The 16,224-nt window shown below is 73.7% G+C and carries 12 protein-coding genes; 6 read left to right on the top strand and 6 right to left on the bottom strand.

The window, feature by feature from the left end; all coding sequences use genetic code 11:
* Positions 1-85: 85 nt before the first annotated feature.
* Positions 86-1,846, top strand: a complete 1,761-nt coding sequence (locus AB0C99_RS21725) for a phosphatidylglycerol lysyltransferase domain-containing protein (protein WP_362477301.1) — start codon at positions 86-88, stop codon at positions 1,844-1,846.
* Positions 1,843-2,583, top strand: a complete 741-nt coding sequence (locus AB0C99_RS21720; RefSeq protein ID WP_362477298.1) for a hypothetical protein — start codon at positions 1,843-1,845, stop codon at positions 2,581-2,583. The genes AB0C99_RS21725 and AB0C99_RS21720 overlap by 4 nt, the downstream gene beginning before the upstream one ends.
* Here the strand turns inward: AB0C99_RS21720 and AB0C99_RS21715 are convergent.
* On the bottom strand, positions 2,520-3,287 hold the full coding sequence (locus AB0C99_RS21715) for a hypothetical protein (RefSeq protein WP_362477295.1): 768 nt from the start codon (positions 3,285-3,287) through the stop codon (positions 2,520-2,522). The genes AB0C99_RS21720 and AB0C99_RS21715 overlap by 64 nt on opposite strands.
* 89 nt (positions 3,288-3,376) lie before the next feature.
* Between AB0C99_RS21715 and AB0C99_RS21710 the strand changes: the two genes are divergently transcribed.
* On the top strand, positions 3,377-4,141 hold the full coding sequence (locus AB0C99_RS21710; RefSeq protein ID WP_362477292.1) for an adenosylcobinamide-GDP ribazoletransferase: 765 nt from the start codon (positions 3,377-3,379) through the stop codon (positions 4,139-4,141).
* A 16-nt stretch (positions 4,142-4,157) separates the two neighbouring features.
* Here AB0C99_RS21710 and AB0C99_RS21705 read toward each other — a convergent pair whose 3' ends face one another.
* The 5 genes from AB0C99_RS21705 to AB0C99_RS21685 all read right to left on the bottom strand — a co-directional run bounded on the left by AB0C99_RS21705 (position 4,158) and on the right by AB0C99_RS21685 (position 10,739).
* Entirely contained in the window at positions 4,158-4,964 is an 807-nt protein-coding gene (locus tag AB0C99_RS21705; RefSeq protein ID WP_362477289.1) for an endo alpha-1,4 polygalactosaminidase, read from the bottom strand.
* Positions 4,961-5,560, bottom strand: a complete 600-nt coding sequence (locus AB0C99_RS21700; protein WP_362477287.1) for a spherulation-specific family 4 protein — start codon at positions 5,558-5,560, stop codon at positions 4,961-4,963. The genes AB0C99_RS21705 and AB0C99_RS21700 overlap by 4 nt, the downstream gene beginning before the upstream one ends.
* A gap of 102 nt (positions 5,561-5,662) precedes the next feature.
* Positions 5,663-7,072, bottom strand: a complete 1,410-nt coding sequence (locus AB0C99_RS21695; RefSeq protein WP_362477284.1) for a hypothetical protein — start codon at positions 7,070-7,072, stop codon at positions 5,663-5,665.
* Positions 7,069-8,592 (bottom strand): GT4 family glycosyltransferase PelF, encoded by a 1,524-nt coding sequence (gene pelF, locus AB0C99_RS21690; protein ID WP_362477281.1) that lies wholly within the window; start codon positions 8,590-8,592, stop codon positions 7,069-7,071. Before pelF ends, AB0C99_RS21695 begins: the two co-directional genes overlap by 4 nt.
* 32 nt (positions 8,593-8,624) lie before the next feature.
* Entirely contained in the window at positions 8,625-10,739 is a 2,115-nt protein-coding gene (locus AB0C99_RS21685; RefSeq protein WP_362477278.1) for a hypothetical protein, read from the bottom strand.
* A gap of 303 nt (positions 10,740-11,042) precedes the next feature.
* Here AB0C99_RS21685 and AB0C99_RS21680 point away from each other — a divergent pair, with 303 nt between their 5' ends.
* From AB0C99_RS21680 to sucB, 3 genes are all read left to right on the top strand, one after another.
* Positions 11,043-12,551: a leucyl aminopeptidase gene (locus tag AB0C99_RS21680; RefSeq protein ID WP_362477275.1), complete on the top strand. Its 1,509-nt coding sequence runs from the start codon at positions 11,043-11,045 to the stop codon at positions 12,549-12,551.
* 343 nt (positions 12,552-12,894) lie between these two features.
* A complete protein-coding gene (gene lpdA, locus AB0C99_RS21675) occupies positions 12,895-14,283 on the top strand; it encodes a dihydrolipoyl dehydrogenase (RefSeq protein ID WP_362477272.1) in 1,389 nt (462 codons plus the stop codon).
* Positions 14,284-14,345: 62 nt separating this feature from the next.
* A complete protein-coding gene (gene sucB / locus AB0C99_RS21670; protein ID WP_362477270.1) occupies positions 14,346-16,112 on the top strand; it encodes a 2-oxoglutarate dehydrogenase, E2 component, dihydrolipoamide succinyltransferase in 1,767 nt (588 codons plus the stop codon).
* The last annotated feature ends 112 nt before the right edge of the window (positions 16,113-16,224 follow it).

Genomic DNA, 16,224 nt, shown 5'->3' with positions numbered 1-16,224 from the left:
GTCCGGATGCGTCCGTTCCGCCACGTGCGGACGGACGTATCCGGCGCTCAGCCATGCAGAGCGATGCCCCATATGATCGCTTTTCATGGGAGAGGTCCGTTTGTCCACCGAAGAAGCGCCCCGGACCACGGTCCGCTCACGGCGCAGCGCCGCGTTCGCCGTCTGGTACCTGCGGGCCGTCACGTTCGTCAACCTGCTGAGCGCGGTCTGGGTCTCGTTCGGCCAGGACCTGCGCCGGCACAACGTCGACGAGCTCTTCACGCCGTACATGCTCACGGCGGGCTTCGCCTCCGGCGTCTTCACCCTCTTCCTCGCGATCACCATGCGCCGCCGCAAGCGCGCCGCCTGGATCCTCAACCTGGTGCTCAGCGGGCTGTTCCTGCTGCTCTTCGCCGTGGTGATGTTCCTCCCCGAGATCCGCGAGCACGCGCAGAACTGGGTCTCGCTGGCGCTGACCGCCGCCTTCTTCGGCTCCCTGCTGCTGGGCCGCCGGGAGTTCTACGCGAAGGGCGACCGCTCCAATCCGCTGCTCGCCGCCGGGGTGGCGGTCGGCGGGCTGCTGGTGACCTCGCTGCTCGCCGCGCTCCTGGTCACGGCCACCAACACCGCCGCCGGGCACGCCACCTTCCTGGACCGCTGGAAGTACGGCGTGATGCGGCTGATCACGCTGGCCAGCGACGACTCCGCGTACCCCTCGATCACCACCCCGGGCTGGGTGGACGTGGTGATCAACGTCATGTCCACGCTGCTGCTCTTCGCCGTGCTGTTCGCCGCCTTCCGCTCCCGGCGGGCCGTGGACCCGCTGACCGAGGGGGACGAGGAGCGGCTGCGGGCGCTGCTGGACAAGCAGGGCGAGCGGGACTCGCTCGGCTACTTCGCGCTGCGCCGCGAGAAGAGCGTCATCTGGTCGCCCAGCGAGAAGGCGGCGATCGCCTACCGGGTGGTGGGCGGGGTCTCGCTCGCCTCCGGCGACCCGATCGGCGACCCGGAGGCGTGGCCCGGGGCGATCGAGCCCTGGCTGGCCGAGGCGCGCGAGCACGGCTGGATCCCGGCCGTGATGGGCGCCAGCGAGGAGGCCGGAACCATCTACGCCCGGCACGGCCTGGACGCCCTGGAGCTGGGCGACGAGGCGATCGTGGAGACCGACGAGTTCACCCTGGACGGGCGGGCCATGCGGACCGTGCGGCAGGCGTTCAACCGGGTCAAGCGGGCCGGCTACACCGTCCGCATCCGGCGCCACGAGGACATCCCGGCCGACGAGATGGACGAGCTGCTCCGCAAGGCCGACGACTGGCGGGACGGGGCCACCGAGCGCGGCTTCTCGATGGCGCTCGGCCGGCTCGGCGACCCGCGCGACGGGCGCTGCGTGATGCTGGAGTGCTCCGACGAGGCGGGCGAGCTGCGGGCGGTGCTGTCCTTCGTGCCCTGGGGGCCGAAGGGCCTCTCCCTCGACCTGATGCGCCGCGACCGGGACTCCGAGAACGGCCTGATGGAATTCATGGTGATCGAGTTGCTCCAGCGCGCGAAAGAGATCGGGATCACTCAGGTCTCGCTCAACTTCGCGATGTTCCGATCCGTCTTCGAACGCGGCTCGAAGCTCGGGGCGGGACCCGTGCTGCGCATGTGGCGTTCGCTGCTCAGCTTCTTCTCCCGCTGGTGGCAGATCGAGTCGCTGTACCGCGCCAACGCCAAGTACCGACCGATCTGGGAGCCCCGATTCATGCTCTTCGAGAAGAGCGCCGACCTGCTGCGCATCGGCCTCGCCGCCGGCCGCGCCGAGGGCTTCCTGGAGGCCCCCGGACTGCCCAAGTGGCTGCACCGCAAGCACCTGGAGGGGCGCCGGTGACAGGGGCGCGTACGGCGCGCGGCAGGCTGCGGGGCTTCGCCATACGCGAGTGGGGGCCGCTGTACGCGACGGTCCGCACCGCCCTGGTGACCCGGCGCTGGCGGGCCATCCCGATGACGCTGACCGCGGTCTGCCTGACCTCCGTGTTCCAGATCGTCCAGAACCAGGACTGGGGCTACCAGGCGGTCCAGGACATCGGCTCGGTGCGGGCCGAGGACCCGCTGCTCCCGGCCCTGCTGCGGACCCCGCTCTCGCTCTTCGTCCCGGCGCTCGACCTGCCCGTGTGGGGGGCGCTGGCGCAGATCCTGCTGGTCTTCGGCATCGCCGAGATCTGCCTGGGCCGCGGCCGGACCCTGCTCATCGCGTACGCGGCGACCCTGGCCGGCACGCTGTACGCCCGGCTCGGCATCGCGCTCGGCCCGGACAGCCCGCTGGGGCTGCCCGCCTCCGACGCGCGGGTGGTGGACACCGGCCCCTCGGCGGCGGTGGTCGGCCTCGCCGTCTACGTCTGCTGGCGCTACCGGGCCCGCTGGACCGGGACGCTGGTGGTCGTGGCGATGGTCGTCGAGGTGCTGATCAAGAACAACCTGGCCGGCAAGGAGCACATCGCGGCGATCGCCGGGGTGCTGCTGGTCGTCGCCGTCCAGTGGTGGCGCGAGCGCCGCCGGCCCGGTCAGCGCGGCGGCGTGGAGCCCCGCCCCGGGACCCGCTCCTGGAAGCCGCCGATCAGGTCCTGAGCCCGGCGCCGGATCCGGGTCCAGCGCTTGTCGTGCCGGTAGGCGCGGATCCGGGAGCGGGCCCTGGCCCGGTGGCGGCGGCGGTAGAGGTGCCGGGCCCACCAAGAGCCGGGGCGGGCCAGCCGGACCGCGCCGACGACCGCGACGAAGGGCACCAGGGTGCCGAGCAGCGCCATCCGCAGCTTGCCCTTCACCAGCGTGACCAGTACGAAGAGGAAGTTGACCGCGAGCGTCAGCAGGAACGAGGCCCGGTCCTGGCGCTCCTGCGCCGACATGTCGTCCACCCCGAGCGGCGAGAAGCCGGCCAGGGCCAGCAGCACCAGGGCGGCGGTGAGGACGACCACCTCGACGCTCTTGCGCCCGTCCTCCGACCAGTACACGTCGTCCAGGTGCAGGATCAGCGCGAACTCGTCGAGGACCAGCCCGGCGCCGATCCCGAACAGCACCGCGAAGACCGCCGCGCCCACCCCCTCGCGGCCGCTGGCGACGGCGCCGAAGCCGCCGAGGACGGTGAGCACCACACCAGGCACCACGTGGTGGATGTGCAGCCCGCCGGAGGAGACGTTGCGGAAGGGGCCCTTGCCGGCCCGGATCAGGCGCGTCACCACGCGGGTGACCAGGAAGGTCAGCACGAAGGAGGTCAGGGCGAGGAACAGCGGGAGCTTCCCGGGTTCGACGATGTTGCGCGAGAACCAGTGACCCATGCCACCCCTCCGCCGATTGGCCGCTTTCGTGGCCATCCATACCGAATGATCAATTTAGCTTGCCGCCCCGGGGCACTACCCTTCCGCGGATGGACGGCCTGCGTTTCGCCTTCGGCACCCTCACGGTGCTCCCCGCCCGCATCACCCGCTGGGACCGCGACGCGGCCCGCGCCGGGATGCTCTGCGCCCCGCTCGCGGGCCTCGTCGTGGGCCTCTGCGCGGCCGGCGCCGGCGGGGCGCTGCTGCTGCTCGGCTCGGGCCCGCTGCTCGCCGCCGTCCTCACCGTCGCCGTCCCGGCCCTGATGACCCGCGGGCTGCACCTGGACGGGCTCGCCGACACCGCCGACGGCCTCGGCAGCGCCAAGCCCGCCGAGGACGCGCTGCGCATCATGAAGCAGTCCGACATCGGCCCGTTCGGCGTGATCGTGCTGCTCTTCGCCCTGCTCGCCCAGGTCGGCGCCGTGTACGAGCTGTACGGCCGGGGCTGGGCGCACGGCGCCGCCGGGGCCGTCCTCGCGGGCGCCGTCTCCCGGCTCGCCCTCACCCACGCCTCCCGGCGGGGCGTCCCGGCCGCCCGGCCCGAGGGGCTCGGCGCGATCGTCGCCGCGACCGTCCCGCTCCGCCCCGCCGCCCTGCTGACGCTGCTGGTCCTCGCGCTGTGCGCGGCGGCGGGCGCCCTGCTCTCCCCCGCCGACGCCCTCCGCCTCCCGCTCGCCGCGCTGGCCGGCCTGGCCGCCGCCGCGCTGCTGCTGCGGCGCTGTGTGCGGCGCTTCGGCGGGGTGACCGGGGACGTGTTCGGCGCGGTGGAGGAGACGGCGGCGACGGCCGCGCTGGTGGCGCTGACCTTCGGCTAGCAGGCCGAAAGCGCGGTCAGCAGGTCTGGCGCCACACCCCCAGCTCGTACCGCTTGCGCATCGAGCTGAGGCCGAGGGCCCGGGTGCGGGGGCAGAACTCCCGGGGCTCCCGCTCGTACTCGACGTGGAAGACCGCCTTGCCCGCCTTCACGAACGGGGCCAGCCGCTCGCACTCCGCGTACTCGGCGCACTGCTCGTTGACCGCGAAGTCGAAGTCGGCGAGCAGCTCGGGGATCTGGTCCAGGTCGTTCTTGAGGCCCACGGCCAGGCCCCGCTCGTGCGCGAGCCGGGCGATCAGGCGGTTGTAGCGGAGCTGGTCGGCGGCGGTCAGCGGGAAGCCGGTGGCGTTGCGGTAGCCGTCCATGTTGTCGGGCTCGACCGCGTCGAAGCCCTTGGCCCGGCACATGTCCAGACGCGCCGCCATCAGCGGGCCCAGCAGGTCGGTGCGGCGGATGTCGAGCCAGCGTTCGCCCCGCCAGCCGTTGCCCTTGCCCAGGAGCGGCTTCGGGAACTTCGCGGCGTCCGGGCGGAAGTCCTCCCAGGCGCCGGTGGAGAGGTAGCAGATCACCTTGCGGCCCCGGCGGTGCAGGTCGGCGACGGTGGCCGCCGGGTGGTCGAAGCCGTCGATGTCGTAGACCGGCACGTCCACGGACGGGTCGAGCCGCCCGCTGAGCTGCCACTGCCAGGCCAGCCCGGGCGCCGGCCGCCACCGCTCGCCGGGCACGGGCTTCGGCGTCGGCTCCGGGGCGGGCGCGGGGCCCGGCGGGGCGGTGCAGCCGGCCACCAGGAGCAGCAGGGCCAGCAGCGGCGGGAGGCGTCTCATCGGGCGGGCTCCAGGGTGTGCGGGAGGGTGCCCCAGGGGTGGGCGCCGGTGCCCGGCACCGCGCAGTGCACGGGGGTCGCCGGGCGGACATCGGCCGGGGCCGCGTACACCAGGTGGCAGTAGTGGTCGGCGACCGGGAGGTCCAGGTCACGATAGGCGTCCCAGGGGCCCTCGAAGGTCACCAGGAGGTCGGCCAGCGCCTCGTAGCCGGGGGCGGGGTGGGCGCCGTGGTTGAGGACCAGGGTGCGCAGCCCGGCCGCCCGCGCGGCCACGGCGAGGCGCCGGTAGTGGGCCAGCGCCGCCGGTTCGGTCGGCACCTGGTCCAGGAAGGCGCCGTCCGCCGCGTACCAGTCGCGGTGCCGCACCAGGTCGGCGACCACCTCGGGGTGCGGGCGGCGCCCGTAGTCGGTGTCCGCGTAGCCGAGCACCCGCACCCCGGCGGCCCGGAGCCGGCCCGCCAGCTCGGCGAAGGCGGGGTCGGGCGCCCGGCCCGCGCCGCTGGCCGGGTTGAGGACGACCCCGTAGAGCGCGGGGGCCGCCGCCACGACGGCGGCCCAGTCGTCGGGGCGGTCGGCGGGGTGCTCGTAGAAGGGCACCAGAAGGGAGTGGCACGACGGGCCGGAGGAACTGGAGGGGCTGGTAGGGGTGGACGTGCCGGGAGTGTCGGATGTGCTGGAAGGGAGAGTCACGGTTCGGCCCTAGAAGCGGTGGGAGGTCGGACGGACCAGCAGGAGACAGGTGAGCACGCACAGCGCCGCCGCCGCCCCGCCCACCGCGGCCGGGCCCGCGCCCGGCAGCAGGGTCTGGACGGCCGCCGCGAGCAGGCAGACCCCGGCGGCGGCCGACACCCCGCCGAACGCCTGCATCAGCAGCCCCAGCCAGAGCACCGCGCCCACCAGGAGCAGCGCGCCGATCCGGCCGGGGGAGACGGCCGCCGCGCCCGGCCAGAGCGCGGCGGCGGTGACGGTGAGGGCGGCCAGCGCCAGGAGGTAGGCGCCCAGGCAGCGGGCGAGCATCCCGATGACGGCGCGCCGGAACTCGTACGCCGTGGTCAGCAGCCGCAGCCGGGTCAGGCTCCAGTGGCGGAAGCGGTGCAGCAGCCACTCGGCGGGGCCCATGGACAGGGTGAGCGCGATGACCGCGTCGGCCCCGGCGTACAGCACGAGCAGCCCGCTGCCGAGGCCGAACAGGCCGTACGGGAGGGAGGCGGCGAGCGGCGGGCCGCCGCGGCCCCGGGCCGGGCGGGGCTCGCCGGGCGCGGGCCGCAGGGCCAGCGCCGCGCAGACGGCGGTGGCGAGCAGCGAGCCGAGCAGCGGGACGGTCCGCACCGCCTCGGGCAGGTCCTGGTGGAGGGCGGGGACGGCGGGGACGGCGAGGGCGAGCGGCAGCAGGGCGCCCAGCAGGGCCCGTTCGCGGCCGAGCACGAGGAGCACGGTCGCGGCGCCCAGGTAGACCGCCTGCCCGGCGCCGAACAGGGCCGCCGGGGTCTCCCCCGGGCCGGCCGCCGCGACGGCGACGGCCGCTCCCGCCAGGGCGCCCGCCGGGGCGCCGGTGAGCAGGGTGCGGGCGGCGGCCCCTCGGTCGCCGAGGCCGAGCCAGGTGTAGGCGCGGTGGGAGAGCGCCTGGTTCCACACCCAGCCGGTGACGGCCCCGGCGAAGAGCGGGACGGTGCCGGGCGGCAGCCCGTACCGGCCGGGTCCGGTGGCGAGCAGCGGGGCGCCGAGCACGTAGGCGAGCCCGGGGAGGGCGAAGACGAGGCCACGCAGCAGGCAGCCGGCGAGCCCGGTGTGCCAGGGGGCGGCGGGCGGGGCCTCGGGGGCGGGGTGGCGGCGGGCGGTCCGGGCGTAGAGGTCCTCGGCGAGGGCGAAGGAGTCGTCGCGGCCGTAGGTGAGCCGGATGTGGGTGTCGGTCATCCCGTCGGACTCCAGGATGGCCGCTATCTCGTCGGGGTGGACGGCCGCGGCGGCCAGCTCGTCGAGCCGGCCGGCGAGCTCGTCCAGGGGGTCGGCGGCCGGTGCCGGGGGTGTCGGGCCGGCCGTGCGCTGGCGCGGGACGACCGGGAGGGTGTCCGCCGTGGCGCCGGGCCGCAGCCAGAGGGAGCCGCTCATGTCCGGGCACCTCCGAGGAGTTCGGCCCGCCACGGGTCGGTGAGGCGGGTGGTCCAGTCGGCGGGTCCGGCGGTCGGGCCTGCGGGCGGTTCGGGGGCCCCGTGCCCGGCGAGTTCGAGGTAGATGCGGCGGAAGCCGTCGACGGAGCGGTGCAGGGTGAAACGGTCCACCACGCGTTGGCGGGCGTCGCGGGCCAGCGCGGCGCGGCGGGCGTGGTCGCGGAGGAGTCCGGTGGTGGCGGCGGCCATCACGGCGGGTTCGCGGGGCGGGACGACCAGGCCGGTGTCCCCGACGGCCTCGCGGACTCCCCCGACGTCGGTGGAGACGGTGGCCCGCCCGCAGGACATGGCCTCGATGAGGGAGAAGGGGAAGCCCTCGCTGATCGAGGAGAGCATCACGACGTTCCCGGCCGCGTAGGCCCCGGCGACGTCGGAGGTGCGGCCCTCGAAGGCGACCCCGTCGGCGACGCCGAGTTCGGCGGCGAGCTTCTCCAGGCGGGTGCGGTAGTCCTCGTTGCCCGCCGGGACGGGGCCGAAGAGCCGCAGGCGGGTCTCGGGGAGTTCGGCGCGGACGATCGCGTACGCCCGGATCAGGGTCTCCAGGTCCTTGATGGGATCGACCCGGCCGACCCAGCTGAGGGTGGGTGTCTCGGGTTCGGGGCCCGCCCAGGGGAACGCCTCGGGGTCGACGCCGTTGTAGACCGTGCGGATGCGGTCGGCGGGGGCGCCGCCGCGCTCCTCCCAGCGCCGGTTGTACTGGTTGCAGGGGGTGATGAGGTCGGCCTTGCGGTAGCCCAGGGAGTTGAGCTCCCGGTAGAAGCCGAGCATCAGGGCCTTGACGGGCCAGCGCTGGGCCTCGGTGCGGTAGCCGAGGTAGCGCTCGCGGAGGTAGATGCCGTGTTCGGTCAGCAGGAAGGGCACCCCTTCGAAGTGCTGGGCGGCGAGCGCCGGCAGCGTGGCGAGACCGCTGGACACGGCGTGTGCCACGCGGTCGCCGGGTATCCGGGCGGCGAGCGGGCGCAGGGCGTGTTCGAGCAGGTCGGTGGCGGTGAGGGCGTCGTGGACGGTGGGCCGGGCCCCGGCCGTCGGCAGGTGGGGCATGGCCCAGATCCACATCAGGGAGCGCAGCACCCGCTCCGTGCGCAGGGCGGCGGTCAGCCGCCCCTCGCGGGCGAGCCCGGCGAGGGCCTGGAGGCCCTCGCCGAAGTCGCAGCCCGCGGTGGGGTCGAGGATCGAGAGCAGGAAGCGTTCGTACGTGTCGAGGAAGCGCCGGCGGGCCCGGCCGCGGAGCGCCCCGCCCCGCTCCGGGGTGCCCCAGAGCGGGAAGGAGCGGTGTTCCGAGACGTTCGGCGGCAGCTCCCAGGTCACGGGTTCGCGGCCGTTGCCGGTGAGGGCGAGGATGCGGAAGTCGACCTCGGGCATCCCCCGGACGAGCTGGTCGCACCAGGTGCTGACGCCCCCGTGGACGTGCGGATAGGTGCCTTCGGTGAGCATGGTGACGTGACGGCCACTGCTCGGCATGTGTGTGTCCCCCCAGACGGATCCTGACGCGGTCAGGTGGTCGGCAGCTTGAGCGTGATCGAGGTCTGCAGCAGCTCGGGCCCGGTCCAGGCGGACCGGGTGCCCGCGTAGGCCGTGCCGAAGGCCGTGGTGCCGAGCAGGAGCTGCTTGCGGGTGCCCTCGGGGGCGGTGAGCGGGACGTCCACGCCGGAGGGGGCCTTCACGGTGACGGTGGCGCCGATCCGGTAGGCGGTGACCTTGCCGTCGGCGAGGGCCCGCTCCCAGGCGGTGCGGCGCTCCAGCTCGGCGCCGGCCTCCTTCTGACGGGGGTTCACCAGCGGCGTGTTGGCGGCGAACAGGGCGCGGTAGTCGGCGAGGACCCGGTCGAGGACCGGGTAGAGGATGCGCTCCTCGGCGAGGTTCGACTGGTGGACGTAGTGCGGGCGCGGGTCGTTGCCCATGACGTGGGAGAGGGCGGTGCGGGCCTCCTGCGGCGCGATGTGGTCCGCGTAGCCGGTGGCGGTGTCGAGCGGGGCGGGCAGGCAGGTGGAGGCCGGGTTGGACTCGCAGATCCCGCTGCCGCCGTCGGCGCGGGAGGTGTAGATCCAGTTGTACTCGTCGGCCATCTCGGCGGCGGTGCCCACGTTGTAGTACACGTTCATGGGGTGGCGGGGCACGGTCAGCGCGGCGAGGGAGCCGGTGCCGACGGAACGTTGCTGCGCCTCGCGCGAGTTGTCCCCGGCGATCCACTCGACGCCGTTCTCGGCGAGCGCGCCGGCCAGGTTGGGGTTGTCGACGGGCTGCTGCGGCAGGGTCTTCAGGCCGGAGTGCTCGCCGGTGACCAGCTCCGTGCGGTCGACGGAGATCCCCTTGAAGACGGCCCAGTTGAGGTTGTCGCGGATCTGCGCGGAGATCTCGGCGCGGCTCGTCCACTTCACCGCGCCGGTCGCCGGGTCCTTGGCGCACGTCCAGGGGACGGTGGTGGCGTCCTGCACGCAGCCGAGGAAGGGGTGGGTGTACGTGTGGTTGACCCAGCGGTACTGCGCGCGGTCGGCGATCAGCCGGGTGGCGAGCGGGTCGGTGCCGCCGTGCTCGGTCTTCCACTGCTCGCCCTGGCCGCCGTTGTAGACCAGGTCGAGCTGGAAGCCGGCGGCCTTCTGCCAGGCGGCGGCGTACTGGGCGTCGGCGGCGGTCATCCGGATCGGGTTCTCCGCCTCCCCGTCGTCCCCGGCGCAGTCGAGGTCGCCCGGGGTGCAGTTGCGCGCGCTGTCCCAGCGGGCGTCGGGGGCGAGCACGTCGTCGACGTGGACCGAGAGGTAGTTGCGCTCCTGGCCGAGGTGGACGCCCTGGGTGAGCCATTCGACGATGCCGCGGGCCAGCGCGCGGTACTGCCGCTGGTGGCTGTTGTACGCGAAGGTCACCACCAGCTCGCGCCGCCCGTCGTGGGCGTACTCGCCGATCAGGCTGGCCCGGCCGCCGCCCCCGACGGGCAGGTCGAGGAGGCTGGTGTAGCCGGCCCGGGGGCGGCCCGCGAAGCCGTAGCTCTCGTCGACGGAGGGGTCGTTGTCCTCGAACTCGACGGTCCCCTTGAGATAGCGGAAGGGGCCCGCGAGGCCGGCCGGGGTGACGGCGGCGCGGGCGCCGTCGAGGACGCCGGAGTAGCCGCCGTCGGAGGTGTAGTCGAGCCCGACGCCGGGGTGCGCCCAGGTGTACGCGTCGACCTGCGGGATGCCGAAGGTCCTCTCGTACGCGACGAGGGCGGCCTGCTCGGCGGAGTCGGGGGCGAAGACGGCCTCGTGCGGCAGGACGACGCCCTGGTACTTGGCGCGCGGGCGCCCGTCGACCGTGTCGCTGAGGAAGGCCGCGCCGAGCACCGGCCGGTTCGGGTCGTTCAGGTCGAGCGTGCGGTAGGGCACGCCGGTGGAGCGCAGCTCGTCGGTGATCGCCTCGACGGCGGTGCCGCCGTCGTCGACGACGAGGACGGTGAGGTCGATCCGCGGGGCCGGGTCGGCGGCGGTGGCCTGCGCGGACGGCAGGACGGTGGCGAGCAGCCCGGCGGCGGCGAGGACCGCGAGGCGCCCGGCGAGGGGCGCGCGCGGGGCGCGGGCGGGGCGGCGCGCGTGGGGCGCGGAGGCGGTTCTGGGCGTACGGATTCGGCCGGAGTCCATCAGGTGCTGTCCCCCCTCGCAGGCCCCGCCCGGTCGGGGGGACCTGTGAAGATGCTGCGGTGGAGGCGGAGGCGAGCGCGTCGCCCCCGCGTGATTGAGGCGAGTGTGAACGACGTCAGCGAGCTGACGGGGTAAACCCGAAAGAGACACCACGGACGAGTGAACCGCCGCCGCCGTGAGCGAACACCGTGGGCGGGCGTAGGCTCGTTCTCGGCGCTCATCGGGCCGAAATACGATGCGGCGGGGCACGGTCGGCCCATCCCACGACCGCCAAGAACTCAATGGAAGCGAGATTTCACCACCGTGACTGCTCTCACTCTCAGCACCGCCGGAGCGGCGACGCTGCGCGCCGACGCCCTCGTGGTCGGCGTCGCGAAGGCCGGTAAGGCGCTCGTCGTCGCCCCCGGCGCCGAGGCCGTCGACCAGGCTTTCGACGGCGGGCTCGCCGCCGTCCTGGAGACCCTGGGCGCCTCCGGTGGCGAAGGTGAGGCGACCAAGCTGCCCGCCCCCGCCGGGGTGAAGGCCCCCGTCGTCCTGGCCGTCGGCCTGGGCGCGGCGCCGGAGGCGGACGAGACCTACGCGGCCGAGACGCTCCGCCGGGCCGCGGGCACCGCCGCCCGCGTCCTGACCGGCTCGAAGAAGGCCGCCTTCGCGCTGCCGATCGCCTCGCCCGAGGACGCCGCCGCCATCGCGGAGGGCGCCCTGCTCGGCGCGTACGCCTACACCGCCTACCAGGACGTCCCGAAGGACGCCAGGAAGCCGCTGGCCGAGGTCGCCCTGCTCGGCGCCAAGCCCCGTGACAAGGCGTACAAGGCCGCCGCGGAGCGCGCGCAGATCGTCGCCGAGGAGATGAACCGCTCCCGCGACCTGATCAACCAGCCGCCGAACGACCTGCACCCGGTCGCCTTCGCCGCCGCGGCCCAGGCCGCCGGCAAGGAGTACGGCCTCAAGGTCCAGGTGCTCGACGAGAAGGCGCTCGCCAAGGGCGGCTACGGCGGCATCCTCGGTGTCGGCGCCGGTTCGGTGAACCCGCCGCGCCTGGTCCGGATCGCCTACACCCACCCGAAGGCGGAGCAGACCCTGGCCCTGGTCGGCAAGGGCATCACCTACGACTCGGGCGGCATCTCGCTGAAGCCGGCCGGCCACAACGAGACGATGAAGTGCGACATGAGCGGCGCCGCCGCCGTGTTCTCGACCGTCGTCGCCGCGGCCCGCCTGGGCCTGGCCGTCAACGTCACCGGCTGGCTGGCGCTGGCCGAGAACATGCCGTCGGGCTCGGCCACCCGCCCCGGCGACGTGCTGCGCATGTACAGCGGCAAGACCGTCGAGGTCCTCAACACGGACGCCGAGGGCCGTCTGGTCCTCGCCGACGCGCTGACCAAGGCTTCGGAGGAGCACCCGGACGCCATCATCGACGTGGCCACCCTGACCGGCGCCATGGTGCTGGCCCTGGGCGACCGCACCTTCGGCATCATGGCCAACGACGACGACTACCGGACGGCGATCCACGAGACCGCCGAGGAGGTCGGCGAGCAGTCCTGGCCGATGCCGCTCCCGGCGGACCTGCGCAAGTCGATGGACTCCCCCACCGCCGACATCGCCAACATGGGCGTCCGGATGGGCGGCGGCCTGATCGCCGGCCTCTTCCTCCAGGAGTTCGTGGGCGAGGGCATCACCTGGGCCCACCTGGACATCGCGGGCCCGGCCTTCCACGAGGGCGCCCCGTACGGCTACACCCCGAAGGGCGGCACCGGCTCCTCGGTGCGCACCCTGGTGCGGCTGGCCGAGCGCCACGCGGAGGGCGAGCTCTGACCGGCTCGCGGGCGGGCGGCTGAGCGCGCGGGCTCCTGAGCGCGCGGGCCGCCGGGCCCACGGCGACGGCCCCGGGACCCCTGTCCCCGGGGCCGTCGCCCGTTTCGGGCCTGTTCGCCCGCGACGAAATCCGCAGCTTCGTACGCGCGTATTACCCGGCCGTACGGACGATCGCCCGGTCTCATCCACCGGCCCCGCGTCCCGCTGTCCGTCAACAAGTGCGAAGATGGGTTCTCGGCAGGACAGGGCCCCCACCACAGGGCCGAAGAAAATGCGGCCGGACACCAGCCGCCGCCCGGTCACCGCAGACCGGCGACGAGCGCACATGCATGGAGGACGTGACGTGGCGAACGACGCCAGCACCGTTTTCGACCTAGTGATCCTCGGCGGCGGTAGCGGCGGTTACGCCGCGGCGCTGCGCGGAGCGCAGCTGGGCCTGGACGTCGCACTGATCGAGAAGAACAAGCTCGGCGGCACCTGCCTGCACAACGGCTGCATCCCGACGAAGGCCCTGCTCCACGCCGGCGAGGTCGCCGACCAGGCGCGCGAGGCGGAGCAGTTCGGTGTCAAGGCCACTTTCGAGGGCATCGACATCAAGGCCGTGCACAAGTACAAGGACGACGTGATCTCGGGCCTGTACAAGGGCCTGCAGGGTCTCGTCGCCTCCCGCAAGGTGACCTACATCGAGGGCACCGGCCGCCTGTCCTCGCCCACCTCCGTCGACGTGGACGGCCGCCGGGTCGAGGGCCGTCACGTCCTCCTCGCGACCGGCTCCGTGCCGAAGTCCCTCCCGGGCCTGGAGATCGACGGCAACCGGATCATCTCCTCGGACCACGCGCTGACGCTGGACCGGGTCCCGGAGTCCGCGATCATCCTGGGCGGCGGCGTCATCGGCGTCGAGTTCGCCTCGGCGTGGAAGTCCTTCGGCACCGACGTCACCGTCATCGAGGGCCTGAAGCACCTGGTCCCGGTCGAGGACGAGAACAGCTCGAAGCTGCTGGAGCGGGCCTTCCGCAAGCGCGGCATCAAGTTCAACCTGGGCACCTTCTTCCAGTCGGCCGAGTACACCGAGACCGGTGTCAAGGTCACCCTGGCCGACGGCAAGACCTTCGAGGCCGAGGTGCTGCTGGTCGCCATCGGCCGCGGCCCGGTCTCGGCCGGTCTGGGCTACGAGGAGCAGGGCGTCGCGATGGACCGCGGCTACGTCCTCGCCGACGAGTACATGCGCACCAACGTCCCGACGATCTCGGCCGTGGGCGACCTGGTCCCCACGCTCCAGCTCGCGCACGTCGGCTTCGCCGAGGGCATCCTGGTGGCGGAGCGGCTGGCCGGTCTGAAGACCGTCCCGATCGACTACGACGGTGTGCCGCGGGTGACGTACTGCCACCCGGAGGTCGCCTCCGTCGGCATCACCGAGGCCAAGGCCAAGGAGATCTACGGCGCGGACAAGGTCGTCGCCCTCAAGTACAACCTCGCGGGCAACGGCAAGAGCAAGATCCTCAAGACCGCGGGCGAGATCAAGCTCGTCCAGGTCAAGGACGGTGCCGTGGTCGGCGTCCACATGGTCGGTGACCGCATGGGCGAGCAGGTCGGCGAGGCCCAGCTGATCTACAACTGGGAGGCGCTGCCGGCCGAGGTCGCGCAGCTCATCCACGCCCACCCGACGCAGAACGAGGCCCTCGGCGAGGCCCACCTGGCCCTGGCCGGCAAGCCTCTCCACTCGCACGACTGACGCTCACGTCACTCAGGGCGCGACGACCACTTTCCGCACATTCGATAGGAGCAACCGAAACCATGTCGGTTTCCGTAACCCTGCCGGCGCTCGGCGAGAGCGTCACCGAGGGCACCGTCACCCGCTGGCTCAAGGCCGAGGGCGAGCGCGTCGAGGCTGACGAGCCGCTGCTCGAGGTCTCGACCGACAAGGTCGACACCGAGATCCCCGCCCCCGCCTCGGGCATCCTGGCCTCCATCAAGGTCGCCGAGGACGAGACGGTCGAGGTCGGCGCCGAGCTGGCCATCATCGACGATGGCACCGGCGCCCCCGCCGCTGCCCCGGCCCCGGCCGCCGAGCCGGTCGCCGCCCCGGCCCCGGCCGCCCCGGCCCCGGTCGCCGAGGCCCCCGCCGCCGCTCCGGCCCCCGTGGCCGAGGCTCCGGCCGCCGCCCCCGCCGGTGCCGCTCAGGGCACCGACGTCGTGCTGCCCGCGCTGGGCGAGTCCGTCACCGAGGGCACCGTCACCCGCTGGCTGAAGTCGGTCGGCGAGACCGTCGAGGCCGACGAGCCGCTGCTCGAGGTCTCCACGGACAAGGTCGACACCGAGATCCCGGCGCCCGCCTCCGGCGTGCTCCTGGAGATCGTGGTCGGCGAGGACGAGACCGCCGAGGTCGGCGCCAAGCTGGCCGTCATCGGTGCCGCCGGTGCCGCGCCCGCCGCCGCCCCGGCTCCGGCCGCCCCGGCCCCCGTCGCCGCTCCGGCTCCGGTGGCCCCGGCCGCTCCGGCTCCGGCGCCCGCCCCGGTGGCTCCGGCCGCCCCGGTCGCCGCCCCGGCCCCGGTCGCGCCCGCCGCCCCGGTGGCCGCTCCGGCTCCGGTCGCCCCGGCCGCGCCCGCCCCCGTCGCCGCGCAGCCGGCCGACGACGGCGCGTACGTGACCCCGCTGGTCCGCAAGCTCGCCACCGAGAACGGTGTCGACCTGGCGGCCGTCAAGGGCACGGGCGTCGGCGGTCGCATCCGCAAGCAGGACGTCCTCGCCGCCGCCGAGGCCAAGAAGGCCGCTCCGGCCCCGGTCGCCGCTCCGGCTCCGGCCGCCGCCGCTGCCAAGGCCCCGGCCCTGGAGGTCTCCCCGCTGCGCGGTCAGACCGTCAAGATGACCCGGATGCGCAAGGTCATCGGCGAGAACATGATGAAGGCGCTGCACGGCCAGGCCCAGCTGTCCTCGGTCGTCGAGGTCGACATCACCAAGCTGATGAAGCTGCGCGGCCGCGCGAAGGACGCCTTCGCGGCCCGTGAGGGCGTCAAGCTCTCCCCGATGCCGTTCTTCGTGAAGGCGGCGGCCCAGGCGCTGAAGGCCCACCCGGTCATCAACGCCCGGATCAACGAGGCCGAGGGCACCATCACCTACTTCGACTCCGAGAACATCGGGATCGCGGTGGACTCCGAGAAGGGCCTGATGACCCCGGTCATCAAGGGTGCGGGCGACCTGAACATCGCCGGCATCTCCAAGGCCACCGCCGAGCTGGCCGGCAAGGTCCGCGGCAACAAGATCACGCCGGACGAGCTCGCCGGCGCGACCTTCACCATCAGCAACACCGGCTCGCGCGGTGCGCTGTTCGACACGATCATCGTGCCGCCGAACCAGGTCGCCATCCTGGGCATCGGTGCCACGGTCAAGCGTCCGGCCGTCATCGAGACCGCCGAGGGCACCGTCATCGGCGTCCGCGACATGACCTACCTGACGCTCTCCTACGACCACCGTCTGGTGGACGGCGCCGACGCCGCCCGCTACCTGACGGCCGTCAAGGCGATCCTCGAGGCGGGCGAGTTCGAGGTGGACCTCGGCCTGTAAGGCGCGTTGCCGGAAGGCAACGTAACAAGCCTCACCTGCGGTGTCCCCGTCCGGATGTGTTTCCGGGCGGGGACACCGTCGTATTGTTCTCAGGGTCAATGACTCCCTAAGG

The sequence above is a fragment of the Streptomyces sp. NPDC048659 genome (assembly GCF_040650575.1).
Lineage (GTDB): Bacteria > Actinomycetota > Actinomycetes > Streptomycetales > Streptomycetaceae > Streptomyces.
The sequence above is the reverse complement of the archived record's forward strand: the minus strand, read 5'-3'. Positions and strand labels throughout refer to the sequence as shown.

Excerpts from the sequence above, each read along its gene's own strand:
- AB0C99_RS21705 (WP_362477289.1), bottom strand. The coding sequence starts at position 4,964 with ATGAGACGCCTCCCGCCGCTGCTGGCCCTGCTGCTCCTGGTGGCCGGC.
- AB0C99_RS21710 (WP_362477292.1), top strand. The coding sequence starts at position 3,377 with ATGGACGGCCTGCGTTTCGCCTTCGGCACCCTCACGGTGCTCCCCGCC.
- AB0C99_RS21725 (WP_362477301.1), top strand. The coding sequence starts at position 86 with ATGGGAGAGGTCCGTTTGTCCACCGAAGAAGCGCCCCGGACCACGGTC.
- AB0C99_RS21715 (WP_362477295.1), bottom strand. The coding sequence starts at position 3,287 with ATGGGTCACTGGTTCTCGCGCAACATCGTCGAACCCGGGAAGCTCCCG.
- sucB (WP_362477270.1), top strand. The coding sequence starts at position 14,346 with ATGTCGGTTTCCGTAACCCTGCCGGCGCTCGGCGAGAGCGTCACCGAG.
- pelF (WP_362477281.1), bottom strand. The coding sequence starts at position 8,592 with ATGCCGAGCAGTGGCCGTCACGTCACCATGCTCACCGAAGGCACCTAT.
- AB0C99_RS21685 (WP_362477278.1), bottom strand. The coding sequence starts at position 10,739 with ATGGACTCCGGCCGAATCCGTACGCCCAGAACCGCCTCCGCGCCCCAC.
- AB0C99_RS21695 (WP_362477284.1), bottom strand. The coding sequence starts at position 7,072 with ATGAGCGGCTCCCTCTGGCTGCGGCCCGGCGCCACGGCGGACACCCTC.